The sequence below is a fragment of the Streptomyces sp. WAC04114 genome (assembly GCF_019733245.1).
In the GTDB taxonomy this organism is placed as follows: Bacteria; Actinomycetota; Actinomycetes; order Streptomycetales; family Streptomycetaceae; genus Streptomyces; species Streptomyces massasporeus_A.
Genome location: NZ_JAIGQA010000062.1, coordinates 1 through 21,191, shown reverse-complemented (window position 1 = coordinate 21,191; position 21,191 = coordinate 1). Strand labels below are relative to the sequence as shown.

Genomic DNA, 21,191 nt, shown 5'->3' with positions numbered 1-21,191 from the left:
GGTGACTCTCCGGCGGCCTGCGATTGGACGGCGACGGTCCGGGCCGGGTTCCCGACTCGGCGCGGAATTCCGCAAGTCGGTACGCGGGAGGAACCAGGGGCTCAACGGGGCGGATGAGCCGCCACCTTCGGCCACTGCTCGCCGAGCACCCGGACGCACTCCGCGATGGCCGGACGCCGCGCCGCCCCCGCCCGCCACAGCGCGTACAGCCGCCGCACCGGCATCGGATCGAGCGGCACCTCCACCACCCCGGCGGGCAGCGGCCCGCGCCCCAGCCTCGGGATGAGCGCCACCCCGAGCCCGGCCGCGACCAGGGCGACGAGGGTGGGGTTCTCGTCGGCCTGGTGGACGATGTCCGGCTCGTGCCCGGCCGTGCGCAGCGTCCGCAGCAGCCAGTCGTGGCAGACCCGCCCCGGCGGCTGGCAGATCCACCGCTCGCCGCCGAGCTCCTCGCGCCGTACGGCCGTCCGCCCGGCGAAGGGATGCCCCGCGGGGACCAGCAGATCGCACAGGTCGTCCCCGAGGAGCGCCTGCTCCAGGCCCGGCGGGGCGGGCAGCGGCGCGATGTCCCAGTCGTGCGCGACGGCGAGGTCCACGGCGCCCTTCGCCACCAGGTCGACCGACAGATGCGGGTCGACCTCGGAGAGCCGGGCGTCCAGGGCGGGATGCCTGTGGCCCAGCTCGGCCAGCACACCCGGCATCAGCCCACGCGCCGCCGACGCGAACGCGGCGATCGTCAGCCGCCCGGCCGGCCGGCCCCGCCGCTCCTCCAGTTCGGTCTCCGCGCGCTCCACGATCGCCAGCAACTCCTGGGCCGTCACCACCAGTTGCCGGGCCTCGTCGGTGAGCCGCACGCCCCGCCCCTCCCGCTCCAGCAGCACGGTCCGGGTCTCCCGCTCCAGCTTGGCGATCTGCTGGGACACCGCGGAGGGCGTGTACCCGAGGGCGAGGGCGGCGGCCCCGACGGTGCCGTGCACGGAGACGGCGTGCAGGGCGCGCAGCCGCTGGAGGTCGAGCACGGGGTGCCCCTTTCCGCTGAACGGGCCGCTCAGGGTTCTGCTTAGCGATGCTTCATCCAATCATGCAGCAATCATCGCTGGTGCTTCACGGTCGCGGGGCGTGATGCTCGGCGCATGCGCCCGTCACACCTCGCCCTCGCCGTCCTGGTCGCCGCGGTCTGGGGCGTCAACTTCACGGTCATCGAGATCGGCCTGGACCACTTCCCGCCGCTGCTCTTCTCCGCCCTGCGCTTCCTGGCGGCGGCGCTCCCCGCGGTGTTCCTCGTGGGCCGCCCCAAGGTGGCGTGGAAGTGGATCGTGGCGGTCGGCCTGGTCCTGGGAGTGGCGAAGTTCGGCCTGCTCTTCGTCGGCATGGACGTGGGCATGCCGGCCGGCCTGTCCTCCCTGGTCCTGCAGATACAGGCGGTGTTCACGGCGGCCATCGCGGCCCTGACCCTGGGCGAACGCCCCTCCCGCGTCCGCCTGCTGGGCATGGTGATCGCCCTGGCCGGCATCGCCGTGGCGGCCGTGGACGAGGGCGCCGCGGGCCCGCTCGGCGCGTTCGCCCTGGTCGTCGGGGCGGCGGCCTGCTGGGGCGCCTCGAACGTCCTCACGCGCAAGGCGGCTCCGCCCGACGCGCTGAACTTCATGGTCTGGGTCAGCACGGTCCCGGTCCTCCCCCTGCTGGCCCTCTCCCTCCTCACCGAAGGCCCCTCGCGCGACCTGGCCGCCCTGCGGGCCCTGGACTGGCAGGGTGCGGGCACCGTCCTCTACGTCGCCTGGATCACCACGGTCTTCGGCTTCGGCGTGTGGGGCTTCCTTCTGCGCCACCACCCCGCCTCCACGGTGGCGCCGTTCTCGCTCCTGGTCCCGGTGTTCGGCATGTCGTCGGCGTTCCTGTTCCTGGGCGAGCCGGTGAGCCCGCTGCGGTGGTGCGCGGCGGCGCTGCTGGTGGGCGGGGTGGGGCTGGCCTCCCTCACCCCGCGCCGCAGCGCACCCGCGGTGCTCGCGGACCCGGCCGCCGTCGCTAGGACGCCTCGACCAGCATCCCGGGCGGGCTGACGTGGAACGTGCGGGCCCGCACGCCGAAGCCCGTGTCGCCGTCCAGGTGGCTGTCGTCGTCCCAGGTGACGATCACGCTCTCCGGTCCGTTGCCGAAGGCCGTCGCCGTGCAGGTGTGGGACCGCCGTCCGGGGTCCGTCGTGCTGACCCGCACCGGGTCGCCCAGTGAACCCTGGCTCTCCGAGCAGACCTTGGCCATCACCGTCGGCACGGTGTCGTGCGTGTCCGCGCTCTCCTCCACCCACGCCATCAGGAAGCGTCCATTCGGCAGCCGGGACAGGGAGGGCGAGCTCCGGGTGACGCCCCGGGGGTTGCCGGCCGTGATGTCGAAGGTCTCCGTGCCGTCGGGCTGGAAGATGCTCGCCGCGATCGTGGTCTGCGGTTTGCCCAGGTCGCTGGGCTGGATGCCCTCGATGTGCGCGACGACGAAGCGTCCGCTGTCGAGCAGGGTGATCGCGTTGACCCCGGTGAACCCGCCGACGTCGGGCTGGATCTCCCCGCCCAGCGGGTTGCCCTCGAAGTCGAAGAACCGCAGGGTGAGCCGGCCGCCGCCGATCGCCGAGGGGTCCGTCGACCAGGCGACGACCACGTTGCCGTTGGTGAGGATGGAGGCGGCTGGCTTCTCGTGGAAGCCCTCGGTGGTGCTGACCGTGAACTCCGGTGTCGCCGCACTGCCGTCCGGGTGGAACCGCCGCGCGCGGATGCGCCGGTCGGGCCGCCGGCTCGCCCAGGTGACCAGCACACCACCGTCGATCATGAACGCGAGACACGGCCGGACCTTCGGGTCCGCGTCCGCCGTGACCAGCGTCTCCGGACCGGACTTGCGGCCCTCGGTGAACCGCTGGAGCTTCACGGAGGGACTGGGCCCGGGCGTGCCGAGCGGGGTCTCCAGCCATACGGCGAACTGGCCGCTGATCCCGGCGGACAGCACGGCGGGCCACAACGGCCGCACCCCCGGCCCGTCCGAGGGCTGCGTACTGACCGCGAACTCGTCCCCGAGCTTGTCGCCGTCGTCCCCCAGGAACTGCCCCTTGATGACGAAGTCGCTCTCGTCCGACCACAGCTCCAGGAACTGGGTGCCGAACAGGGCGTCGACGGCGGGCTGGAGCTGGTCGCCGGACTTGGTGGTGTTGACGAGGAAGTCAGCCATGGCTGCTCTCCGAATCAGGGCGAGGGGAAGCGAGAGCGGTACGACCGGCCGAGTCCGTGGGAAAAGCGTGTCACGCCCGGGGCACGGGTGCATCCGGAGCGGCCGGGGTGCGCGGGACGCCGCTGCGGGCCGTGCTCGAGCGGGGCCCGCGGCCCGGACATGCCGCTGCCCCGCCCCCTGGCAGGCGGGGCGGGGCAGCGGCGCGGTCAGCGGGTGTGCTCGATGAACCTCCGCGCCGTCTCGGCCAGGACCTCCCATCCGTCCCGTGCCCACAGCACGTCGTTGAACAGCTCCACCTCGATGGCACCGGTGTAACCGGCCGCCTCCACGTGCTCCTGCCACTCCCGCATGTCGATCGACCCGTCGCCGATCTGGCCCCGGCCGGTGAGAACACCCTGCGGGAGGGGCGTCGTCCAGTCGGCGAGCTGGAAGGTGTGGATGCGCCCGCCCGCACCCGCCCGGGCGATCTGCGCGGGCGCGGTGTCGTCCCACCAGATGTGGTACGTGTCGACCGTGACGCCGACCTGCTGCGCCGGGAAGCGTTCCGCGAGGTCCAGGGCCTGCGCCAGCGTCGACACCACACAGCGGTCCGAGGCGTACATGGGGTGCAGCGGCTCGATCGCCAGGCGGACGCCGTGCCGCTCCGCGTACGGGCCGAGTTCCGCCAGGGCGTCCGCGATGCGCTCCCGGGCGCCGTGCAGGTCCTTCGAGCCCGCGGGCAGGCCGCCCGAGACCAGGACCAGCGTGTCCGTGCCCAGTGCTGCCGCCTCGTCGATCGCACGGCGGTTGTCGGCCAGGGCCTCGGCGCGCTCCGCCGGGTCGATCGCCGTGAAGAACCCGCCCCGGCACAGCGTCGTCACCGTCAGCCCCGCGTCCCGGACCAGCTTGGCCGTGGCCTCCAGGCCGTGCTCCCGCACCGGCTCGCGCCAGAGCCCCACGTTGCGGATACCCAACCGCGCACAGCCGTCCACCAGTTCCGGCAACGACAGCTGCTTCACCGTCATCTGGTTGATGGAGAAGCGTTCCAAGGACCCGCTCACTGGTTCACCCCGTACACGCTCAGCAGCGTCTTCATCCGCTCCTCCGCCGTCTTCGGGTCGGGGAACAGGCCCAGACCGTCGGCCAGTTCGTACGCCGTCGCGAAGTGCGGCAGCGAGCGGGCCGACTGCAGGCCGCCGACCATCGTGAAGTGCGACTGGTGGCCGGCCAGCCAGGCCAGGAAGACCACGCCCGTCTTGTAGAAGCGGGTCGGGGCCTGGAACAGGTGCCGGGAGAGCCCGACCGTGGGGTCCAGCAGATCGCGGAAGCCCCTCACGTCGCCGGTGTCCAGGACCCGGACCGCCTGCGCCGCCAGCGGGCCCAGCGGGTCGAAGATGCCAAGCAGCGCGTGGCTGAAGCCCTGCTCGTCGCCCGCGATCAGCTCGGGGTAGTTGAAGTCGTCGCCGGTGTAGCAGCGCACGCCCTTGGGGAGCCGGCGGCGGATGTCGATCTCGCGCCGGGCGTCCAGCAGGGAGACCTTGATGCCGTCGACCTTGTCCGGGTGGGCGGCGATGACCTCCAGGAAGGTGTCCGTCGCCGCGTCCAGGTCGGACGAGCCCCAGTAGCCCTCCAGGGCCGGGTCGAACATCGGGCCCAGCCAGTGCAGGACGACCGGCTCGGTGGCCTGGCGCAGCAGATGGCCGTAGACCTCCAGGTAGTCCTCGGGGCCCTTGGCGGCCGCCGCGAGGGCCCGGGACGCCATCAGGATGGCCTGCGCGCCGGACTCCTCGACGAGGGCGAGCTGCTCCTCGTAGGCCGCGCGGACCTCCGCGAGCGAACCGGAGGCGATCTGGTCGGTGCCCACACCGCAGGCGATGAGCCCGCCGACCGACTTGGCCTCGGCGGCGCTGCGGCGGATCAGCTCCGCCGCGCCCGCCCAGTCCAGGCCCATGCCGCGCTGGGCGGTGTCCATCGCCTCGGCGACGCCCAGCCCGTGGGACCACAGGTGGCGGCGGAAGGCGAGGGTGGCGTCCCAGTCGACGGCAGCCGGGGAGTCCGGGGACACGTCCGCGAACGGATCGGCGACGACGTGGGCGGCCGAGAAGACCGTGCGGGAGGTGAAGGGCGTGCCGGGGGTCACGGTCAGGGGCTCGGTGCGCGGCTCGTAGGTCCGCAACGCCCCGCCGGCACCGGGGAGTCGGATCGTCACAGTGCGATCTCCGGTACGTCGAGACGGCGGCCCTCGGCCGAGGACTTGAGGCCCAGTTCGGCGAGCTGGACGCCGCGGGCACCGGCCAGCAGGTCCCAGTGGTAGGGGGCGTCGGCGTAGACGTGCCGCAGGAACAGCTCCCACTGGGCCTTGAAGCCGTTGTCGAACTCGGTGTTGTCCGGGACCTCCTGCCACTGGTCGCGGAAGACCTCCGTGGCGGGGATGTCCGGGTTCCAGACCGGCTTGGGGGTGGCGCTGCGGTGCTGGACGCGGCAGTTGCGCAGGCCCGCGACGGCGGAGCCCTCGGTGCCGTCGACCTGGAACTCCACCAGCTCGTCGCGGTTGACGCGCACGGCCCAGGAGGAGTTGATCTGGGCGATCGCGCCGCCCTCCAGCTCGAAGATGCCGTACGCGGCGTCGTCGGCCGTCGCGTCGTAGGGCTTGTCGTTCTCGTCCCAGCGCTGCGGGATGTGCGTGGCGGTGAGCGCCTGGACGGACTTCACGCGGCCGAACAGCTCGTGCAGCACGTACTCCCAGTGCGGGAACATGTCGACGACGATGCCGCCGCCGTCCTCGGACCGGTAGTTCCAGGAGGGGCGCTGGGCGGTCTGCCAGTCGCCCTCGAAGACCCAGTAGCCGAACTCGCCGCGCACGGACAGGATCCGTCCGAAGAAGCCGCCGTCGATCAGGCGCTTCAGCTTCAGCAGGCCCGGGAGGAAGAGCTTGTCCTGGACGACGCCGTGCTTGATGCCGGCCTCGTTCGCCAGGCGGGCCAGGTCCAGGGCGCCGTCGAGGCCGGTGGCGGTCGGCTTCTCGGTGTAGATGTGCTTGCCGGCCGCGATGGCCTTCTTCAGTGCCTCCTCGCGGGCGGAGGTGACCTGCGCGTCGAAGTAGATGTCCACCGTCTCGTCGGCGAGGACCGCGTCCACGTCCGTCGAGAGGTGCTCCAACCCGTGCCGCTCGGCCATCGCCTTCAGCGCGTGCTCCCGGCGGCCGACCAGGATCGGCTCGGGCCACAGCACGGTGCCGTCGCCGAGGTCGAGGCCACCCTGCTCGCGCAGGGCGAGGATGGAGCGGACCAGGTGCTGGCGGTAGCCCATGCGCCCGGTCACGCCGTTCATGGCGATACGCACCGTCTTGCGTGTCACGTCGTTCCCTTCGTACGCGGTCGTCGCGCCGCGTACGCCCCACCCTTCACAGGCGACCCTCTGGGGCGCGCGTGGACTGGTGAGCGTTGCAGCAAGCGCTTTCTACATACGAAGAAGCTAGCCTCTGAACCTCGGTCCGGACAAGACCGTGACCAGGACGAGTTGTTCGAGGGGGCGAACAACACGGGGTCGGGGGCTTAAGGTCTGCACGGAACCTTGGCCATGGGTTCATCGGGACACGGGCGGTCGACCTGCTGTTCCGCTCGGAACCATGGCCGGTGGTCCAGGTGTGTACGAGGGCGGAGACGAGACGCGATGCGCGACCGGAGGACGACGAGATGACGGTGACCCTGGCGGACGTGGCGGCCCGCGCGCAGGTCTCGCCCGCGACGGTGTCGCGAGTGCTGAACGGGAACTACCCCGTGGCCGCGTCCACCCGGGAGCGGGTGCTGAAGGCCGTGGACGAGCTGGACTACGTGCTCAACGGGCCTGCCAGCGCCCTGGCCGCCGCCACCTCCGACCTCGTCGGGATCCTGGTGAACGACATCGCCGACCCGTTCTTCGGGATCATGGCGAGCGCGATCCAGTCCGAGATCGGCGGCCCGGGCGGCCGGGCGGGCGGGGAGCGGCTCGCGGTGGTCTGCAACACGGGTGGCTCCCCGGAACGGGAACTGACGTATCTCACGCTGTTGCAACGGCAGCGGGCCGCGGCCGTGGTGCTGACCGGCGGGGCGATCGAGGACGCGGAGCACCAGGCGGCCATGGACGCGAAGGTGCGCAAGCTCGCGGAGGCCGGGACGCGGGTCGTGCTGTGCGGACGCCCGCCGGCGCCGGAGACCGGGGCGATCGCGCTGACCTTCGACAACCGCGGTGGCGGGCAGGAACTGACCGAGCACCTCATCGGCCTCGGACACCGGCGCCTCGGCTACATCGCGGGCCCCGAGGAGCGCACGACCACCCGGCACCGGCTGGAGGGACACCGGGCCGCGCTGGCGGCGCACGGCATCGAGGAGGACCCGCGCTGGACGGTGCACGGCCGCTACGACCGCCGCTCCGGCTACGAGGCGACGCTGGAGCTGCTGCGCCGTGACCCGTCGCTGACGGCGGTCGTCGCGGCGAACGACTCCGTCGCGCTGGGGGCGTGCGCCGCCCTGCGCGACTCCGGCCTGCGGATCCCGGAGGACGTGTCGGTGGCGGGCTTCGACGACCTGCCGTTCAGCATCGACGCGGTTCCGTCCCTGACGACGGTACGGCTGCCGCTGGCGGAGGCCGGCGCCCGGGCCGGCCGGATCGCGATGGGGCGCGAGGAGGCACCGCCCGGGGGGATCGCCTCGGTGCGGGGGGAGTTGATGGTGCGCGGGTCCTCGGGGGTGCCGCGGTCTTCTTGAGGCGCGCGGGCCGCGCGGAGCCTGGGCTCCGCCGCTCGACGGGGCCCGGGGCGCCGGTGCCCGGGCCGTAGGGCGATGGCCGCCCCGGGCGTCGTGTCGGCCCGGACGGCCTCGCCTCGTCCGGACCGGCGCCCGTCAGGCACGGCTCGTCAGCGGACGACGTCGAAGACGTTCTTCTGCAGCCCGTTGGCGTAGGCCTCGTGTTCCACCAGCCGCAGCTTCTGGGTGTCCTTGTCCGTGGTGCTGAACAGCCGCTTGCCCGCCCCGAGCAGGAGCGGGAAGACGAGCAGGTGGTAACGGTCGATCAGGCCCGCGTCGGAGAGGGCCTGGTTGAGGGTGGCGCTGCCGTGGATGATGATCGGGCCGCCCTCGGTCTCCTTCAGTGCGGCGACCTCGTCGAGCGAGCGCAGGATCACCGTCTCGCCCCAGTTCGACACCAGGTTCTCCTCGGCGAGGGTGGTGGAGACGACGTACTTCGGCATCACCTTGTAGTCGGCGAATTCCTCCATGTCGGGCCACACCGCGCTGAATGCCTCATAGCTGGTGCGGCCCATCATCATCGCGGTGGCTTCCCCCTGCTCCCGGCCCTTGATCTCGAACGCCTCGGGAAGGAACTCGACGTCCTTGAAGGTCCACCCGGAGTTCCGGTAGCCGGGCTCGCCGCCCGGGGCCTCCACGACGCCGTCGAGCGAGATGAAAGCGGTGCTGATCAGAGTACGCATCGAGGGTCCTCGGTATCTCGTGTCGGTCCGCGGCGGATGCCGTCGCTGCACGCTTCCACACCACTCGCGGCCGCGACGTGCGAACACCCCTTCCGACTGCGGAGCGCGGAGAAACTCATCGGTCGCAGCCGTCCCGCCCGTCGGCTCGGCCGTCCGGGTTCGCCTCGTGCCTCCTCGTGTCTGGATCCAGCGGCCCCCGGACGCCTAAGCTCGACCCGAGAGTATCTCTGACTCAGTCAAACATCCGGGGGTCGAGGCGACCATGACCGTCCAGGACATCCGCTCCTTCAACCGCTTCTACACGAACGTCATCGGCGCCCTCGACTACGGCCGCCGGCTCTACGCCCCCTACACCCTCACCGAGTCCCGCGTCCTGTACGAGCTGGCCCACGCGCCCCGTACCGACGCCGCCGACCTGCGCGCCCAGCTGCACCTCGACGCCGGATACCTCACCCGCATCCTGAACAAGTTCGAGCAGGACGGGCTGGTCGAGCGCGGCCCGTCCGACACCGACCCGCGCCGCCGCCGCATCACGCTCACCGCCCCCGGCCGGGAGGCCGCCGCGCTGCTCGACGAGCGGGCGCGGGAGACGGTCGGGGCGATGCTGGACACCGTCCGGGCCGAGGACCGCCCGCGGCTCGCGGAGGCCATGCGCACCGTCCGGACGATCCTGGGCGACGGAGACGGAGACGGAGACGGAGACGGAGACGGAGACGGAGACGGAGACGGAGACGGAGACGGCGACGGAGACGGAGACGGAGACGGCGACCGCGGCGCCCCGCGCCCCGAGGACGTCGTCCTGCGCGAGCCCGCCCCCGGTGACCTCGGCTGGATCGTGCAGCGCAACGCCGCGCTCTACGCCGCCGAGTACGGCTTCGACGCCGACTACGAGGCGCTGGTGGCGAGGATCGTCGCCGACTACGGCGAGGACCACGACCCGCACCTGGAGCGGACCTGGATCGCCGAGCTGGACGGCCGGCCGGTGGGGTGCGTGATGTGTGTCCGGGACGACACCCCCGGCGCCGCCCGCCTGCGGCTGCTGCTCGTCGAGCCGGACGCGCGCGGCCTCGGCATCGGGGACCGTCTGGTCGGGGCGCTCGTCGACTTCGCCCGCGAGACCGGCTACCGCGAGGTCGTCCTGTGGACCAACGACATCCTCGGCGCGGCCCGCCGCATCTACCAGCGCCATGGTTTCGTCCTGGTCGCGGAGAAGCCGCACCACTCCTTCGGCCAGGATCTGACCGGCCAGGACTGGCGACTGGATCTCCACGCAACACCTGAGTGACGAAGAGGAATGCCAGGCGGGGGTGCCGGGTAGTGTCCGTTCACATGAAGCTGGCGTTCTCCACCCTCGGTGTCCCCGGCCTGCCCCTGCCCGACGTCCTGCGGCTCGCGACCGCCCACGGCTACCACGGCGTGGAGCTGCGCACGCATCCCGAGGAACCGGTCCACACCGGCCTCGGCCCCGCCGAACGGGCCGACGTCGCGGCCGAGTTCAAGGGAGCGGGCGTAGAGCTCCTGGGCCTGGCGGGCTACGCACGGGTCGCCGCGCCGGGCGACGACGAGGCCGTCCTGGCCGAGATCCGCGCTCTCCTGGACCTGGCCCGCGACCTCGGCGCCCCGTACATCCGGGTCTTCCCCGGTGGCGACCTCGACGTCCAGACCCCCGAGGAGGCCGACGCGACGGCCGCCCGCCGCCTGGGCACGGCCGCCGAACACGCCAATGACCTGGGCGTACGGATCCTCCTCGAAACCCACGACTCGCACCGCACCGCCGCCGACGCGATGCGGATCCTCGGCCTCGTCGGCCACCGCCAGGTCGGCGCCCTCTGGGACGTGATGCACACCTGGCTCGGCGGCGAACAGCCCTCCGAGACCTACGCGGCCCTCTCTCCCCACCTCGGCTACGTCCAGGTCAAGGACATCGCCTCCGTCGAGGACACCACCCCGTTGCCGCTCGGCGCGGGGGTGCTGCCCCTGGCCGAATGCGTCGAGGTCCTCTCCCGCCACAACTGGGACGGCTGGCTCTGCTGGGAGTACGAGAAGCGCTGGTACGAGGAGGCCGCGCCGCTGCCCGACCTCCTGGAGTCCGGACGTGAGCACCTGAGCAGACTGCTGAACGAGTCGGCGTGACGCGTCAGCCCTCGGCGGCCCGATCGGCCCCGAGGGCCAGGACCGCGAGCAGGGCGACGCACCCGCCGAGCAGCGCGCCGGGAGCCAGGCCGGTGACCACGGCGTGGACGGGGCTGCATGAGAACCTGCCTCCATGTCACCGACCTCTTCGCCGGCGTCCGGACCACTGCCACCGCCCATTCCCCGTTCCATGCGGGCCGTCGTGATCACCGGCCACGGAGACCTCGACGTGATTGAGGAGCGCGAGGTGCCCGTCCCCCGCCCGGGGCCGGGCGAGGTGCTGGTCCGGGTACACGCGGCAGGTTGCAACAACACCGATCTGTGGACCCGCGAAGGCTCCTACGGTGCGGCGGAGGACCCGGATGTCAAGACGGGGTGGCTCGGTCCGCTCGACTTCCCGCGCATCCAGGGAGCCGACGTGGTCGGCACAGTAGTGGCCTGCGGCGATGAGGAAGCCACCGGACTGGTCGGGACGCGGGTGCTGGTGGACCCGGCCGAGTACGACGGTCCGGGCCCGGACGCGCGCCCGGCCGACGTGCTGGGGAGCGAGCGTGACGGGGGGTTCGCCGAGTACGTCGTGGTACCGAGCGCCCGAGCCCACTCCGTCGAGGGGTCGCCCCTCACGGACGTGGAACTGGCCGCACTGCCTACCGCCTATGGCACCGCGCTGGGCATGCTCGACCGCGGGGCCGTATCGGAGGGCCACACCGTGCTCGTCACCGGCGCCTCGGGTGGTGTCGGTCTTGCCGCGGTCCAGTTGGCCCGCTCCCGTGGGGCCCGGGTCGTCGCAGTGTGCAGCGGTGACAAGGGCGACGCTGTCCGCAGCGCTGGTGCCGACGCTGTGGTGGACCGGCGACGGGATGAGGTGCTCGCCGACGCGGGCGCGGCAGCACCGGAGGGATACGACGCGGTCATCGACGTCGTTGCCGGCGCGGTCCTCGGCCCGGGCCTTGGATTGCTGAGGGCCGGGGGACGCTGGGTGGTTGCCGGTGCCCTTGACGGCTGGGCTGTCGACATCGACGTGCGCCGGCTCTACCTGGCAAATCTCTCGCTGGTGGGATCAACCATGCACACGCCTCGGATCTTCGACCACCTGGTAGAGATTGCCCGCCGCGGCGACGTCAGACCCGTCGTCGCCGCAACCTTCCCACTCGGGCAGGTAGGCGAAGCCCAGGCACAACTCGCCCGGCGCGGGCACGTGGGAAAGCTGATCGTCGTCCCCTGACCCGAATTCTCGGGTTCAGCCGCCCCAGGTGTTGAAGATTGCCCGGGACCTGGACAGGCTCACGCCACAGGGACACGGCTGACTCCTAGACCCCTATGTGCCCGTCCTTGACGGCGCCGACGAACGCCGCCCAGCCGCTCCGCGAGAAGACCAGGGCGGGACCGTGGGCGGCTTTGCTGTCCCGCACGGGGACATCGGGCTGGCCGGGGGTGACTTCGAGGCACTCGCCTTGGTCGCCGCCGCTGTAGCTGGACTTGTACCAGCCGGTGAGGGCGATGTGCTCACTGTCGATCACGCGTGTGCTCCTCCACTGCCGCCTTGACGAGGGCCAGTGATTCCTGCTGCGACAACGCTCCTTCCCGGCCGTGACCAGGGCGACGTCAGCGCGAATCCGTGCGGCGGGCGTATGCCCGGGCCGCGCGGGCGCGGTCGCCGCAGCGGGTGGAGCACCAGTGGCGGCGGCCGTGGCGGAGCAGGTAGCGGTTGCAGGGCGGGGAACCGCAGGCGGTGAGGCGCTCGGCCGCGGGGGAGGTGAGCAGGTCGGCGGCGTCCGCGGCGAGCGTCGCCAGGGCGAGGTCGACGATCGCGGTGGTGGGGTGCGGGGCGGTGCGGTAGGGGCCGGTCTTGTCGTCCCACCGCAGCAGCGGGGCCGTCGGGACCCTGGTCATCGCGTCGTTGACGGCCGACACCGCCGCGGGCAGGGCGGGTACGCCGTCGACGCGGGCGGCGAACAGCGACCTGATCTGTTCGCGCAGTGAGCGCAGTTGGGCCGCGCACATCTCCCGCATGCCGGCGTCCACCGGGGCGAGGTCGCGCTGGGTCAGCCAGTGGTTCGCCTGTGCGGGGGTGCCCAGGAGATCGAGTGTGCGCCCGCCGGGCAGTGCGATCGCGGTGTTGGCGAGGGCCAGGGAGGGGTGCTCCTCCTCGCCCTGGGCGGGCGGCGGGGCGGGCTGTTCGGTCACGGGCTCCTCCATGTTTCTCATGGTACGTCTTGCCTGCATCCGTGAGAAGCGGCTACGGTCATCTCACGGTTCGCCCGCGTCTATCCGTGAGGTGCTGCATGTCTTCTGTTCCCGTGACGACCGACTTCCCCGTTCGCGCCCTCGGCGGCCCGACCGCCCTGTTCGAGTACGGCGGCCTGCGCTTCCTGACCGACCCGACCTTCGACGCCCCCGGCGACTACGCCCGGCCCGGAGGTCCGCTCCTGACCAAGACCGCGCCCGCCACCGCCACGCCCGCCGACCTCGGTAGCGTCGACGTGGTGCTGCTCTCCCACGACGAGCACCCCGACAACCTCGACACCAGCGGCCGGGCCCTGCTCGCCCGGATACCCCTGACCCTGACCACACCCGGCGGCGGTGAGCGCCTGCGCGAGAGCCTGGGGGACAAGGTCAGGGGGCTGGCCGACTGGGAGTCCGTCGAGCTGGACCGGCCCGGCGGCGGCACGGTCACCGTGACCGGCGTCCCGGCCCTGCACGGCCCCGGCCCGCGCGAGCAGGTCGAGGCGTTCACCGGCCAGGTCGTCGGCTTCGTCCTGACCGGCGAGGGCCTGCCCACCGTCTACGTCAGCGGCGACAACGCCTCACTCGACGCGGTCCGTGAGATCGCCGGCCGCTACGGCCCCGTCGACACCGCCCTGCTCTTCGCCGGCGCTCCCCGCTTCCCCGTCCTCTTCGACAACCAGGTCATCGTCCTGGACAGCGCGATGGCCGCCGAGGCCGCGCGGATCTTGGGGGCCCGGCGTGTGGTCCCCGTCCACTACGACAGCTGGGCCCACTTCACCGAGGGCCGCGAGCAGCTGGAAGCCGCCTTCACCGCCGCCGGGCTCGCCGACCGGCTGGACTGGGGCAAGGGCGCCTGACCCGACGTCACTTCCGCCAGAACAGGTGGTGCGTCACCTTGCCGCTCGGGCTCGGTACGACATCGCGGTGGAAGCGGTCGAGCAGTTCCTCGGGGGACTCCCACAGCCGTGAGCCGGATCCGAGCACCACGCCCGGCGAGACCGCCACGTGCAGCGTGTCGACCAGGTCGGCGTCCAGGAACTGCCGGATGGTCGCCGCGCCGCCACCGAGCCGGACGTCCTTGCCCCCGGCCGCCTTGCGCGCCTGGGCGAGGACCTCGGCCGGATCCCCGCCGACGAAGTGGAACGTCGTGTCGGAGAGCGTGAACGAGGGGCGCTCGTGGTGGGTCATCACGAACACCGGGGTGTGGAAAGGAGGTTCGTCGCCCCACCAGCCCTGCCACTCGTAGTTCTCCCAGGGGCCGCGCTGAGGGCTGAACTTGTTGCGGCCCATGATCTCGGCGCCGATGTTGTGGTGGAAGTCGCGCACCAGGTAGTCGTCGAGGCCCCGGCTCCCGCCCGGGTCGGTGCGGTTCGGCCAGCTCGCGGTCGCGCCGGCCCAGGCGAACATCTTCCCGGGGTCGGCATGGCCGAAGGGCCTCTCCAGACTCTGGCCCTCACCGGCACCGAAACCGTCACTCGAGACGTTGAAGTTCTGCACGCGCAGCAACTGGGACACAGCGCTCCTCCTGTGGTCGATACGAGGAAGACCGCCCGGGCCGGCGAAACTCATCGGTCCGGGCCCGGCGCATCAGAAGGCCCGGCTCACCCTGCCTGCGCCACCACGTGGTCGATCACCTGCTGGAAGTCCTCGCTCGGCGAGAACTCCACCAGCTCGCTGTCCTCCAGCGCCACCGGTACATGGCCGGGGCCCCAGTAGTACGCCTGACCCGCCTCGTACTCCTCCTCGCCCGTGGCCGTGCGCATCCGGATACGGCCCTTGAGCAGGTAGCCCCAGTGCGGGCACTGGCAGGCGTCGTCGGGCAGGCCCTTGAGGGCCGGGCCCATGTCCGTGCCCTGGGGGAGCGTGATGTAGCCGACCGACATGCCGCCGCCGATCGGCATCAGGCGCAGTTCCACTCCGTCGCCTTCGAGGGCCACGGGTACGTCGTTCCGGGTCGCCGCCTTCATGGTTCCTCCGCTCCGGTCCACCAGGGCCTCCAGCGCCCCACAGGAAACCCCCGTACCTCCAGCCTGGCCCGCCGGGCCGCGCCCCGCGACGTCACGATCCGGTCAAGAGGTACCGCCGGGGGCTTGATTCGGCTGCGTGTAATCGATTCCATGCTCCCGTCGATGTAATCGATTCCACGAGCGCCCGCCGATGTCGTCGCGGGTGCTCCCACGACTGATCCACAAGGAGGTGGAGCGGCGGTGGCCAGCATCAAGGACGTCGCTGCCGAGGCCGGCGTCTCCGTCGCCACGGTCTCGCGCGTCCTGAACGACCACCCGTCGGTCAGCGCCGACGCACGCACCCGCGTGCTGGCCGCCGTCGAGACCCTGGGCTACCGCCCGAACGCCGTCGCCCGCTCGCTGCGCACCGACCAGACCCACACCCTCGGCCTGGTCATCAGCGACGTGATGAACCCGTACTTCACCGAGCTGGCCCGCTCCGTCGAGGAGGAGGCCCGTGCGCTCGGCTACAGCGTCATCATCGGCAACGCCGACGAGCGGCCGGACCTCCAGGACCACCACGTACGCACCCTGCTCGACCGCCGTATCGACGGCCTGCTCGTCTCCCCGACGGACGGCGGCTCGCCGCTGATGCTGGACGCCGCGCGGGCCGGAACGCCCATGGTCTTCGTGGACCGGTGGATCCCGGGCGTGGACGTCCCGGTGGTGCGGTCGGACGGGCGCGGCGCCGTGCGGGATCTCGTGGCGCATCTGCACCGGCTCGGACACCGCAGGCTCGCCATCATCGCGGGCCCGGCGGCGACCACGACCGGCCGCGAGCGCGTGGAGGCCTTCCGGGAGGCGCTCGCCGTGTTCGGCCTCGAACTCCCCGACGCCTACACAGGGCAGGGCGACTTCCAGGCCGAGAGCGGGCGCCGGGTCACCGAGGGCTTCCTCGACCTGGCCGAACCGCCCGAGGTCGTCTTCGCGGCCGACAACCTGATGGCGCTCGGCGCCCTGGACGCCGTACGGGCGCGTGGTCTGCGCGTACCGGACGACCTCGCGCTGGCCGCGTTCGACGACATCCGGTGGTTCGTGCACACCGATCCGCCGATCACCGCGATCGCCCAGCCCACGGGCGAGCTGGGCCGGGCCGCCGTACGGGCCCTGGTCGACCGCATCGAGGGGCGGCCCGGCGAGTCCGTCACGCTCCCCGCCCGGCTCGTCGTACGCCGCTCGTGCGGCGAGCACCCCACCCCAGTGCAAAGGAGCACGACGTGAGCAACGCGGACGAGTTGCTGCGCATCGAGGGCATACGGAAGACCTTCCCGGGCGTGGTCGCGCTGGACGGCGTCGACTTCGACCTGCGCCGGGGTGAGGTGCACGTGCTGCTCGGTGAGAACGGGGCCGGCAAGAGCACCCTCATCAAGATGCTCTCCGGCGCCTACACCCCCGACGCCGGGCGGATCCTGGTCGGCGGCGAGGAGACCCGCATCCAGGGTGCGCAGGACTCCGAGCGGCTCGGGATCGCCACGATCTACCAGGAGTTCAACCTGGTACCCGATCTGACGGTCGCCGAGAACATCTTCCTCGGGCGCCAGCCCCGCCGGTTCGGGATGATCGACCGGAAGAGGATGGAGGCCGACGCCGAGGTCCTGCTGCGGCGGGTCGGCGTGAACGTCTCGCCCCGCGCGCGGGTCCGCGACCTCGGCATCGCACGCCTGCAGATGGTCGAGATCGCCAAGGCGCTGAGCCTGGACGCCCGCGTGCTGATCATGGACGAGCCGACCGCCGTGCTCACCTCCGAGGAGGTCGACAAGCTCTTCGCGATCGTGCGCACGCTGCGCGAGGACGGCGTCGGGATCGTCTTCATCACCCACCACCTGGAGGAGATCGCCGCGCTCGGGGACCGGGTGACGGTCATCCGGGACGGGAAGAGCGTCGGGCAGGTCCCCGCCTCCACACCCGAGGACGAGCTCGTCCGGCTCATGGTCGGGCGCTCCATCGAGCAGCAGTACCCGCGTGAACGCGCCGACCGGGGCGCCGCGTTGCTCACCGTCGAGGGACTCACCCGGGACGGCGTCTTCCACGACGTCGGCTTCGAGGTGCACGCCGGTGAGGTCGTCGGCATCGCCGGGCTGGTCGGCGCGGGCCGTACCGAGGTCGTGCGGGCGGTCTTCGGGGCCGACGCGTACGACAAGGGCACCGTGAAGGTCTCCGGCACCCCGATCGCCAAGTCCGACGTCAACGCGGCGATGACCGCGGGCATCGGACTCGTGCCCGAGGACCGCAAGGGCCAGGGCCTGGTACTGGACGCCTCGGTCGAGGAGAACCTCGGCCTGGTGACCCTGCGGTCGGCCACGCGGGCGGGCCTCGTCGACCTCAAGGGGCAGCGCGAGTCCGCCGAGCGGATCGCGGGGCAGCTCGGCGTGCGGATGGCCGGGCTCGGCCAGCACGTGCGCACGCTCTCCGGCGGCAACCAGCAGAAGGTCGTCATCGGCAAGTGGCTGCTCGCCGACACCAAGGTGCTGATCCTCGACGAGCCGACGCGCGGCATCGACGTCGGCGCCAAGGTCGAGATCTACCAGCTCGTCAACGAACTCACCGCCGCCGGAGCGGCCGTCCTGATGATCTCCAGCGATCTGCCCGAGGTGCTCGGCATGAGCGACCGGGTGCTGGTGATGGCGCAGGGCCGGATCGCCGGTGAACTCTCCGCCGACGAGGCGACCCAGGACGCCGTGATGGCTCTGGCCGTCTGCACCCCCACGACCACGAACACGAGCACGACCACGAACGGAACGGAGGCCTCCCGTGGCCACTGACACGCTCAAGAGCACAACGGGCGCGGGTGGCGCCTCGGGAGGCCTGCGCCGCCTCCTGCTCGACAACGGCGCGCTCACCGCGCTCATCGTCCTCGTCATCGCGATGTCGGCCCTGTCCGGCGACTTCCTGACGACGGACAACCTCCTCAACGTCGGTGTGCAGGCGGCCGTGACGGCCATCCTCGCCTTCGGCGTGACCTTCGTGATCGTCTCCGCGGGCATCGACCTGTCGGTCGGCTCGGTCGCCGCGCTGTCCGCCACGGTCCTCGCCTGGAGCGCCACCTCCGCGGGCGTCCCGGTCTTCCTCGCCGTCCTGCTCGCCATAGCGACGGGCATCGTCTGCGGCCTGGTCAACGGCATCCTGATCTCCTACGGCAAGCTCCCGCCGTTCATCGCCACGCTGGCCATGCTGTCCGTGGCCCGCGGTCTGTCCCTGGTGATCTCCGAGGGCTCCCCGATCGCCTTCCCCGACTCGGTCTCCCACCTCGGCGACACGCTCGGCGGCTGGCTGCCGGTGCCGGTCCTGGTGATGATCGTCATGGGCCTGATCGCGGCCTTCGTGCTCGGCCGGACCTACATCGGCCGCTCCATGTACGCGATCGGCGGCAACGAGGAGGCCGCGCGGCTGTCCGGCCTGCGCGTGAAGAAGCAGAAGCTCGCCATCTACGCCTTCTCCGGCGTCTTCGCCGCCGTCGCCGGTGTCGTCCTCGCCGCCCGGCTCTCCTCCGCGCAGCCCCAGGCCGCCGACGGCTACGAGCTGGACGCGATCGCCGCCGTCGTCATCGGCGGTGCCTCCCTCGCGGGCGGTACCGGCAAGGCGTCCGGCACGCTCATCGGCGCGCTGATCCTGGCCGTGCTGCGCAACGGGCTGAACCTGCTGAACGTCTCCGCGTTCTGGCAGCAGGTCGTCATCGGTGTCGTCATCGCGCTCGCGGTGCTGTTCGACACGCTGCGGCGCAAGGCGGGGGCGACCCCGGTGGCCGGCGCCTCCCAGGGGGGCAGGGGCAAGCAGGCGGCGACGTACGGACTCGCGGCCGTGGTCACCGTCGCGATCGTCGGCGCCACGTCCTTCCTGCACAACGGCTCCTCCGCCGCGAGCAGCCCGAAGCTGGGCCTGTCGCTGTCCACCCTCAACAACCCCTTCTTCGTGCAGATCCGGGCGGGCGCCCAGGCCGAGGCGGAGAAGCGGGGCGTGGACCTGACCGTCACCGACGCCCAGAACGACGCCTCCCAGCAGGCCAACCAGCTGCAGAACTTCACCAGTTCCGGCCTGGGCGCGATCATCGTCAACCCGGTGGACTCCGACGCGGCGAGCAACTCCGTCAAGGCCGCCGACCAGGCGAAGATCCCGGTCATCGCGGTCGACCGGGGCGTCAACAAGGCGTCCGTGGACGCCCTGGTCGCCTCCGACAACGTCGCCGGCGGTGAACTCGCCGCCAAGACCGTCGCCGACAAGCTGGGCGGCAAGGGCAAGATCGTGATCCTCCAGGGCCAGGCCGGCACGTCCGCGGCCCGGGAGCGCGCGCAGGGCTTCGCGAACGGCCTCAAGGCCTTCCCGGGCATCCAGGTCGTCGCCCAGCAGCCCGCCGACTTCGACCGCACCAAGGGCCTCGACGTCATGTCGAACCTGCTCCAGGCCCACCCGGACGTCCAGGGCGTCATCGCCGCCAACGACGAGATGGCGCTCGGCGCGATCAAGGCGCTGGGTTCCAAGGCCGGCACGTCGGTCTCGGTCGTGGGCTTCGACGGCACGCCTGACGGACTGAAGGCGGTCGAGGGCGGCACGCTGTACGCGTCCGTGGCGCAGCAGCCGTCCCAGCTCGGGAAGATCGCCGTGGACAACGCCCTGCGGGCCCTGAAGGGCGAGAAGGTCGAGGAGACGGTGAAGGTGCCGGTGAAGGTGGTCACCAAGGAGAACGTGGCCGGCTTCAGCGGCTGACATCGGGGAACGGCGGGCGGTCGCACACGGTGTGCGTGACCGCCCGCCCATGTCACTCACGTGGGGAGACAACTCATGTACGACTACGACCTCCTGGTCGTGGGGTCGGCCAACGCCGACCTGGTGATCTCAGTGGAGCGCCGGCCCGGTGCCGGCGAGACCGTGCTCGGCTCCGACCTGGCCGTCCACCCGGGCGGCAAGGGCGCGAACCAGGCGGTCGCCGCCGCCCGGCTCGGCGCCCGTACGGCACTGCTGGCCCGGGTCGGCGACGACGCGCACGGCCGGCTGCTGCTGGAGTCCCAGCGCGAGGCGGGCGTCGACACGGTGGGGGTCCTGGTGGGCGGCGCACCGACCGGCGTCGCGCTGATCACCGTCGACCCGTCCGGGGACAACAGCATCGTGGTCTCGCCCGGCGCGAACGCCCGCCTGACCCCCGAGGACGTGAGCGCCGCCGGGTGCCTCTTCCAGGGCTCGCGGGTGGTGTCGGCGCAGTTGGAGATCCCGCTGGAGACGGTGGTGGAGGTCGTGCGGAGCCTGTCGCCCGACAGCCGGTTCGTGCTGAACCCCTCCCCGCCGCGCCCCCTTCCGCAGGAGGTGCTGGCGGCCTGCGACCCGCTGATCGTGAACGAGCACGAGGCCAAGGTGATCCTGGGCGGCTCCGCCGTCGGGGACACCCCCGAGGACTGGGCGCGGATCCTGCTCGCCAAGGGCCCGAAGTCGGTGGTGGTGACGCTGGGTGCGGAGGGCGCGCTGGTGGCGTCGGCGGAGGGTGTCGCGCGGGTGCCGGCCGTGAAGGTGGACGCGGTGGACACGACGGGTGCGGGCGATTCCTTCACCGCGGCGCTGGCCTGGCGGCTGGGAGCGGGGGAGTCGCTGGCCGAGGCGGCCGCGTACGCGGCGCGGGTGGGTGCCGCGACCGTGACGAAGGAGGGCGCGCAGGCGTCCTTCCCGACGGCGGCGGAGGTCGCCGCTCCGTGAAGAGGACCGGAATACTGAACCGTCACCTCGCCGGTGCGCTGGCCGAACTCGGCCACGGCGACGGGGTGCTGGTGTGCGACGCGGGCATGCCCATCCCCGACGGCCCCCGGGTGGTGGACCTGGCCTTCCGCGCCGGGGTGCCGGCGTTCGCCGAGGTGCTGGACGGGCTGCTGGCCGAGCTGGTGGTCGACGGGGCGACGGCGGCGCGGGAGCTGCGGGAGGCCAACCCGGAGGCTTCGGCGCTGCTGGAGGGGCACTTCCCCGGACTGGACCTCGTGTCGCACGAGCGTCTCAAGGAGCTGTCGGCGGGTGCCCGGCTGGTCGTCCGCACGGGCGAGGCACGGCCGTACGCGAACGTCCTGCTGCGGTGCGGCGTCTTCTTCTGACCGCTCCGAAGGGCCGCTGACCAGCCCAGAGCGGCCCCGAACGGTTTCGAGGGAGCCCGGTCCGTCGACCGGGCCCCCTCGGCTTTCCCCTCCCGTCAGGAA

Annotated in this window: 21 protein-coding genes; 11 read left to right on the top strand and 10 right to left on the bottom strand. The window is 72.1% G+C overall.

The genetic code is table 11. From position 1 onward, the window contains the following. Positions 1–101: 101 nt before the first annotated feature. Positions 102–1,019, bottom strand: a complete 918-nt coding sequence (locus K4G64_RS18405; protein ID WP_221757105.1) for a LysR family transcriptional regulator — start codon at positions 1,017–1,019, stop codon at positions 102–104. Positions 1,020–1,133: 114 nt separating this feature from the next. Here K4G64_RS18405 and K4G64_RS18400 point away from each other — a divergent pair, with 114 nt between their 5' ends. Continuing rightward, positions 1,134–2,060 carry an EamA family transporter gene (locus K4G64_RS18400; RefSeq protein ID WP_221757104.1) on the top strand — a complete coding sequence of 309 codons (927 nt, stop codon included), beginning with the start codon at positions 1,134–1,136 and terminating at the stop codon, positions 2,058–2,060. Here the strand turns inward: K4G64_RS18400 and K4G64_RS18395 are convergent. The 4 genes from K4G64_RS18395 to K4G64_RS18380 all read right to left on the bottom strand — a co-directional run bounded on the left by K4G64_RS18395 (position 2,026) and on the right by K4G64_RS18380 (position 6,546). Then, a complete protein-coding gene (locus K4G64_RS18395; RefSeq protein WP_221757103.1) occupies positions 2,026–3,210 on the bottom strand; it encodes a hypothetical protein in 1,185 nt (394 codons plus the stop codon). The genes K4G64_RS18400 and K4G64_RS18395 overlap by 35 nt on opposite strands. A gap of 206 nt (positions 3,211–3,416) precedes the next feature. Continuing rightward, on the bottom strand, positions 3,417–4,214 hold the full coding sequence (locus tag K4G64_RS18390) for a sugar phosphate isomerase/epimerase (protein ID WP_221757119.1): 798 nt from the start codon (positions 4,212–4,214) through the stop codon (positions 3,417–3,419). 32 nt (positions 4,215–4,246) lie between these two features. Continuing rightward, positions 4,247–5,398, bottom strand: a complete 1,152-nt coding sequence (locus tag K4G64_RS18385) for a dihydrodipicolinate synthase family protein (protein WP_221757102.1) — start codon at positions 5,396–5,398, stop codon at positions 4,247–4,249. Next, on the bottom strand, positions 5,395–6,546 hold the full coding sequence (locus tag K4G64_RS18380) for a Gfo/Idh/MocA family protein (protein WP_221757101.1): 1,152 nt from the start codon (positions 6,544–6,546) through the stop codon (positions 5,395–5,397). Before K4G64_RS18380 ends, K4G64_RS18385 begins: the two co-directional genes overlap by 4 nt. Positions 6,547–6,884: 338 nt before the next feature. Here K4G64_RS18380 and K4G64_RS18375 point away from each other — a divergent pair, with 338 nt between their 5' ends. After that, entirely contained in the window at positions 6,885–7,934 is a 1,050-nt protein-coding gene (locus tag K4G64_RS18375) for a LacI family DNA-binding transcriptional regulator (RefSeq protein WP_221757100.1), read from the top strand. A gap of 149 nt (positions 7,935–8,083) precedes the next feature. Here K4G64_RS18375 and K4G64_RS18370 read toward each other — a convergent pair whose 3' ends face one another. After that, positions 8,084–8,656: a dihydrofolate reductase family protein gene (locus tag K4G64_RS18370; protein WP_221757099.1), complete on the bottom strand. Its 573-nt coding sequence runs from the start codon at positions 8,654–8,656 to the stop codon at positions 8,084–8,086. A gap of 262 nt (positions 8,657–8,918) precedes the next feature. Between K4G64_RS18370 and K4G64_RS18365 the strand changes: the two genes are divergently transcribed. The 3 genes from K4G64_RS18365 (at position 8,919) to K4G64_RS18355 (ending at position 12,014) form a co-directional block, all read left to right on the top strand. After that, the gene (locus tag K4G64_RS18365) at positions 8,919–9,941 is read left to right on the top strand and encodes a bifunctional helix-turn-helix transcriptional regulator/GNAT family N-acetyltransferase (protein WP_221757098.1); all 1,023 of its coding nucleotides are present in this window, start codon (positions 8,919–8,921) and stop codon (positions 9,939–9,941) included. 44 nt (positions 9,942–9,985) lie between these two features. Continuing rightward, positions 9,986–10,789: a sugar phosphate isomerase/epimerase gene (locus K4G64_RS18360; RefSeq protein ID WP_221757097.1), complete on the top strand. Its 804-nt coding sequence runs from the start codon at positions 9,986–9,988 to the stop codon at positions 10,787–10,789. A 190-nt stretch (positions 10,790–10,979) separates the two neighbouring features. Further along, positions 10,980–12,014: a zinc-binding dehydrogenase gene (locus K4G64_RS18355; protein WP_260460614.1), complete on the top strand. Its 1,035-nt coding sequence runs from the start codon at positions 10,980–10,982 to the stop codon at positions 12,012–12,014. Positions 12,015–12,099: 85 nt separating this feature from the next. On the opposite strand, the gene K4G64_RS18350 is transcribed toward K4G64_RS18355, so the two are convergent. Continuing rightward, the gene (locus K4G64_RS18350) at positions 12,100–12,309 is read right to left on the bottom strand and encodes a DUF397 domain-containing protein (RefSeq protein WP_308122418.1); all 210 of its coding nucleotides are present in this window, start codon (positions 12,307–12,309) and stop codon (positions 12,100–12,102) included. An 85-nt stretch (positions 12,310–12,394) separates the two neighbouring features. After that, positions 12,395–12,988 carry an ABATE domain-containing protein gene (locus K4G64_RS18345; RefSeq protein ID WP_221757095.1) on the bottom strand — a complete coding sequence of 198 codons (594 nt, stop codon included), beginning with the start codon at positions 12,986–12,988 and terminating at the stop codon, positions 12,395–12,397. A gap of 86 nt (positions 12,989–13,074) precedes the next feature. On the opposite strand from K4G64_RS18345, the gene K4G64_RS18340 reads away from it, so the two are divergent. Continuing rightward, a complete protein-coding gene (locus K4G64_RS18340) occupies positions 13,075–13,875 on the top strand; it encodes an MBL fold metallo-hydrolase (protein ID WP_221757094.1) in 801 nt (266 codons plus the stop codon). A gap of 7 nt (positions 13,876–13,882) precedes the next feature. On the opposite strand, the gene K4G64_RS18335 is transcribed toward K4G64_RS18340, so the two are convergent. After that, a complete protein-coding gene (locus tag K4G64_RS18335; protein WP_221757093.1) occupies positions 13,883–14,533 on the bottom strand; it encodes a dihydrofolate reductase family protein in 651 nt (216 codons plus the stop codon). An 86-nt stretch (positions 14,534–14,619) separates the two neighbouring features. Beyond that, positions 14,620–14,985: a hypothetical protein gene (locus K4G64_RS18330; RefSeq protein WP_221757092.1), complete on the bottom strand. Its 366-nt coding sequence runs from the start codon at positions 14,983–14,985 to the stop codon at positions 14,620–14,622. Between the two features lie 240 nt (positions 14,986–15,225). Here K4G64_RS18330 and K4G64_RS18325 point away from each other — a divergent pair, with 240 nt between their 5' ends. From K4G64_RS18325 to rbsD, 5 genes are all read left to right on the top strand, one after another. After that, on the top strand, positions 15,226–16,245 hold the full coding sequence (locus K4G64_RS18325; protein WP_221757091.1) for a LacI family DNA-binding transcriptional regulator: 1,020 nt from the start codon (positions 15,226–15,228) through the stop codon (positions 16,243–16,245). Beyond that, positions 16,242–17,786, top strand: a complete 1,545-nt coding sequence (locus tag K4G64_RS18320; RefSeq protein ID WP_221757090.1) for a sugar ABC transporter ATP-binding protein — start codon at positions 16,242–16,244, stop codon at positions 17,784–17,786. The genes K4G64_RS18325 and K4G64_RS18320 overlap by 4 nt, the downstream gene beginning before the upstream one ends. Next, a complete protein-coding gene (locus K4G64_RS18315; RefSeq protein ID WP_221757089.1) occupies positions 17,776–19,725 on the top strand; it encodes a substrate-binding domain-containing protein in 1,950 nt (649 codons plus the stop codon). The genes K4G64_RS18320 and K4G64_RS18315 overlap by 11 nt, the downstream gene beginning before the upstream one ends. 75 nt (positions 19,726–19,800) lie before the next feature. Continuing rightward, the gene (locus K4G64_RS18310) at positions 19,801–20,703 is read left to right on the top strand and encodes a ribokinase (protein ID WP_221757088.1); all 903 of its coding nucleotides are present in this window, start codon (positions 19,801–19,803) and stop codon (positions 20,701–20,703) included. Beyond that, the gene (rbsD, locus tag K4G64_RS18305) at positions 20,700–21,089 is read left to right on the top strand and encodes a D-ribose pyranase (RefSeq protein ID WP_221757087.1); all 390 of its coding nucleotides are present in this window, start codon (positions 20,700–20,702) and stop codon (positions 21,087–21,089) included. The genes K4G64_RS18310 and rbsD overlap by 4 nt, the downstream gene beginning before the upstream one ends. Positions 21,090–21,191 lie beyond the last annotated feature (102 nt).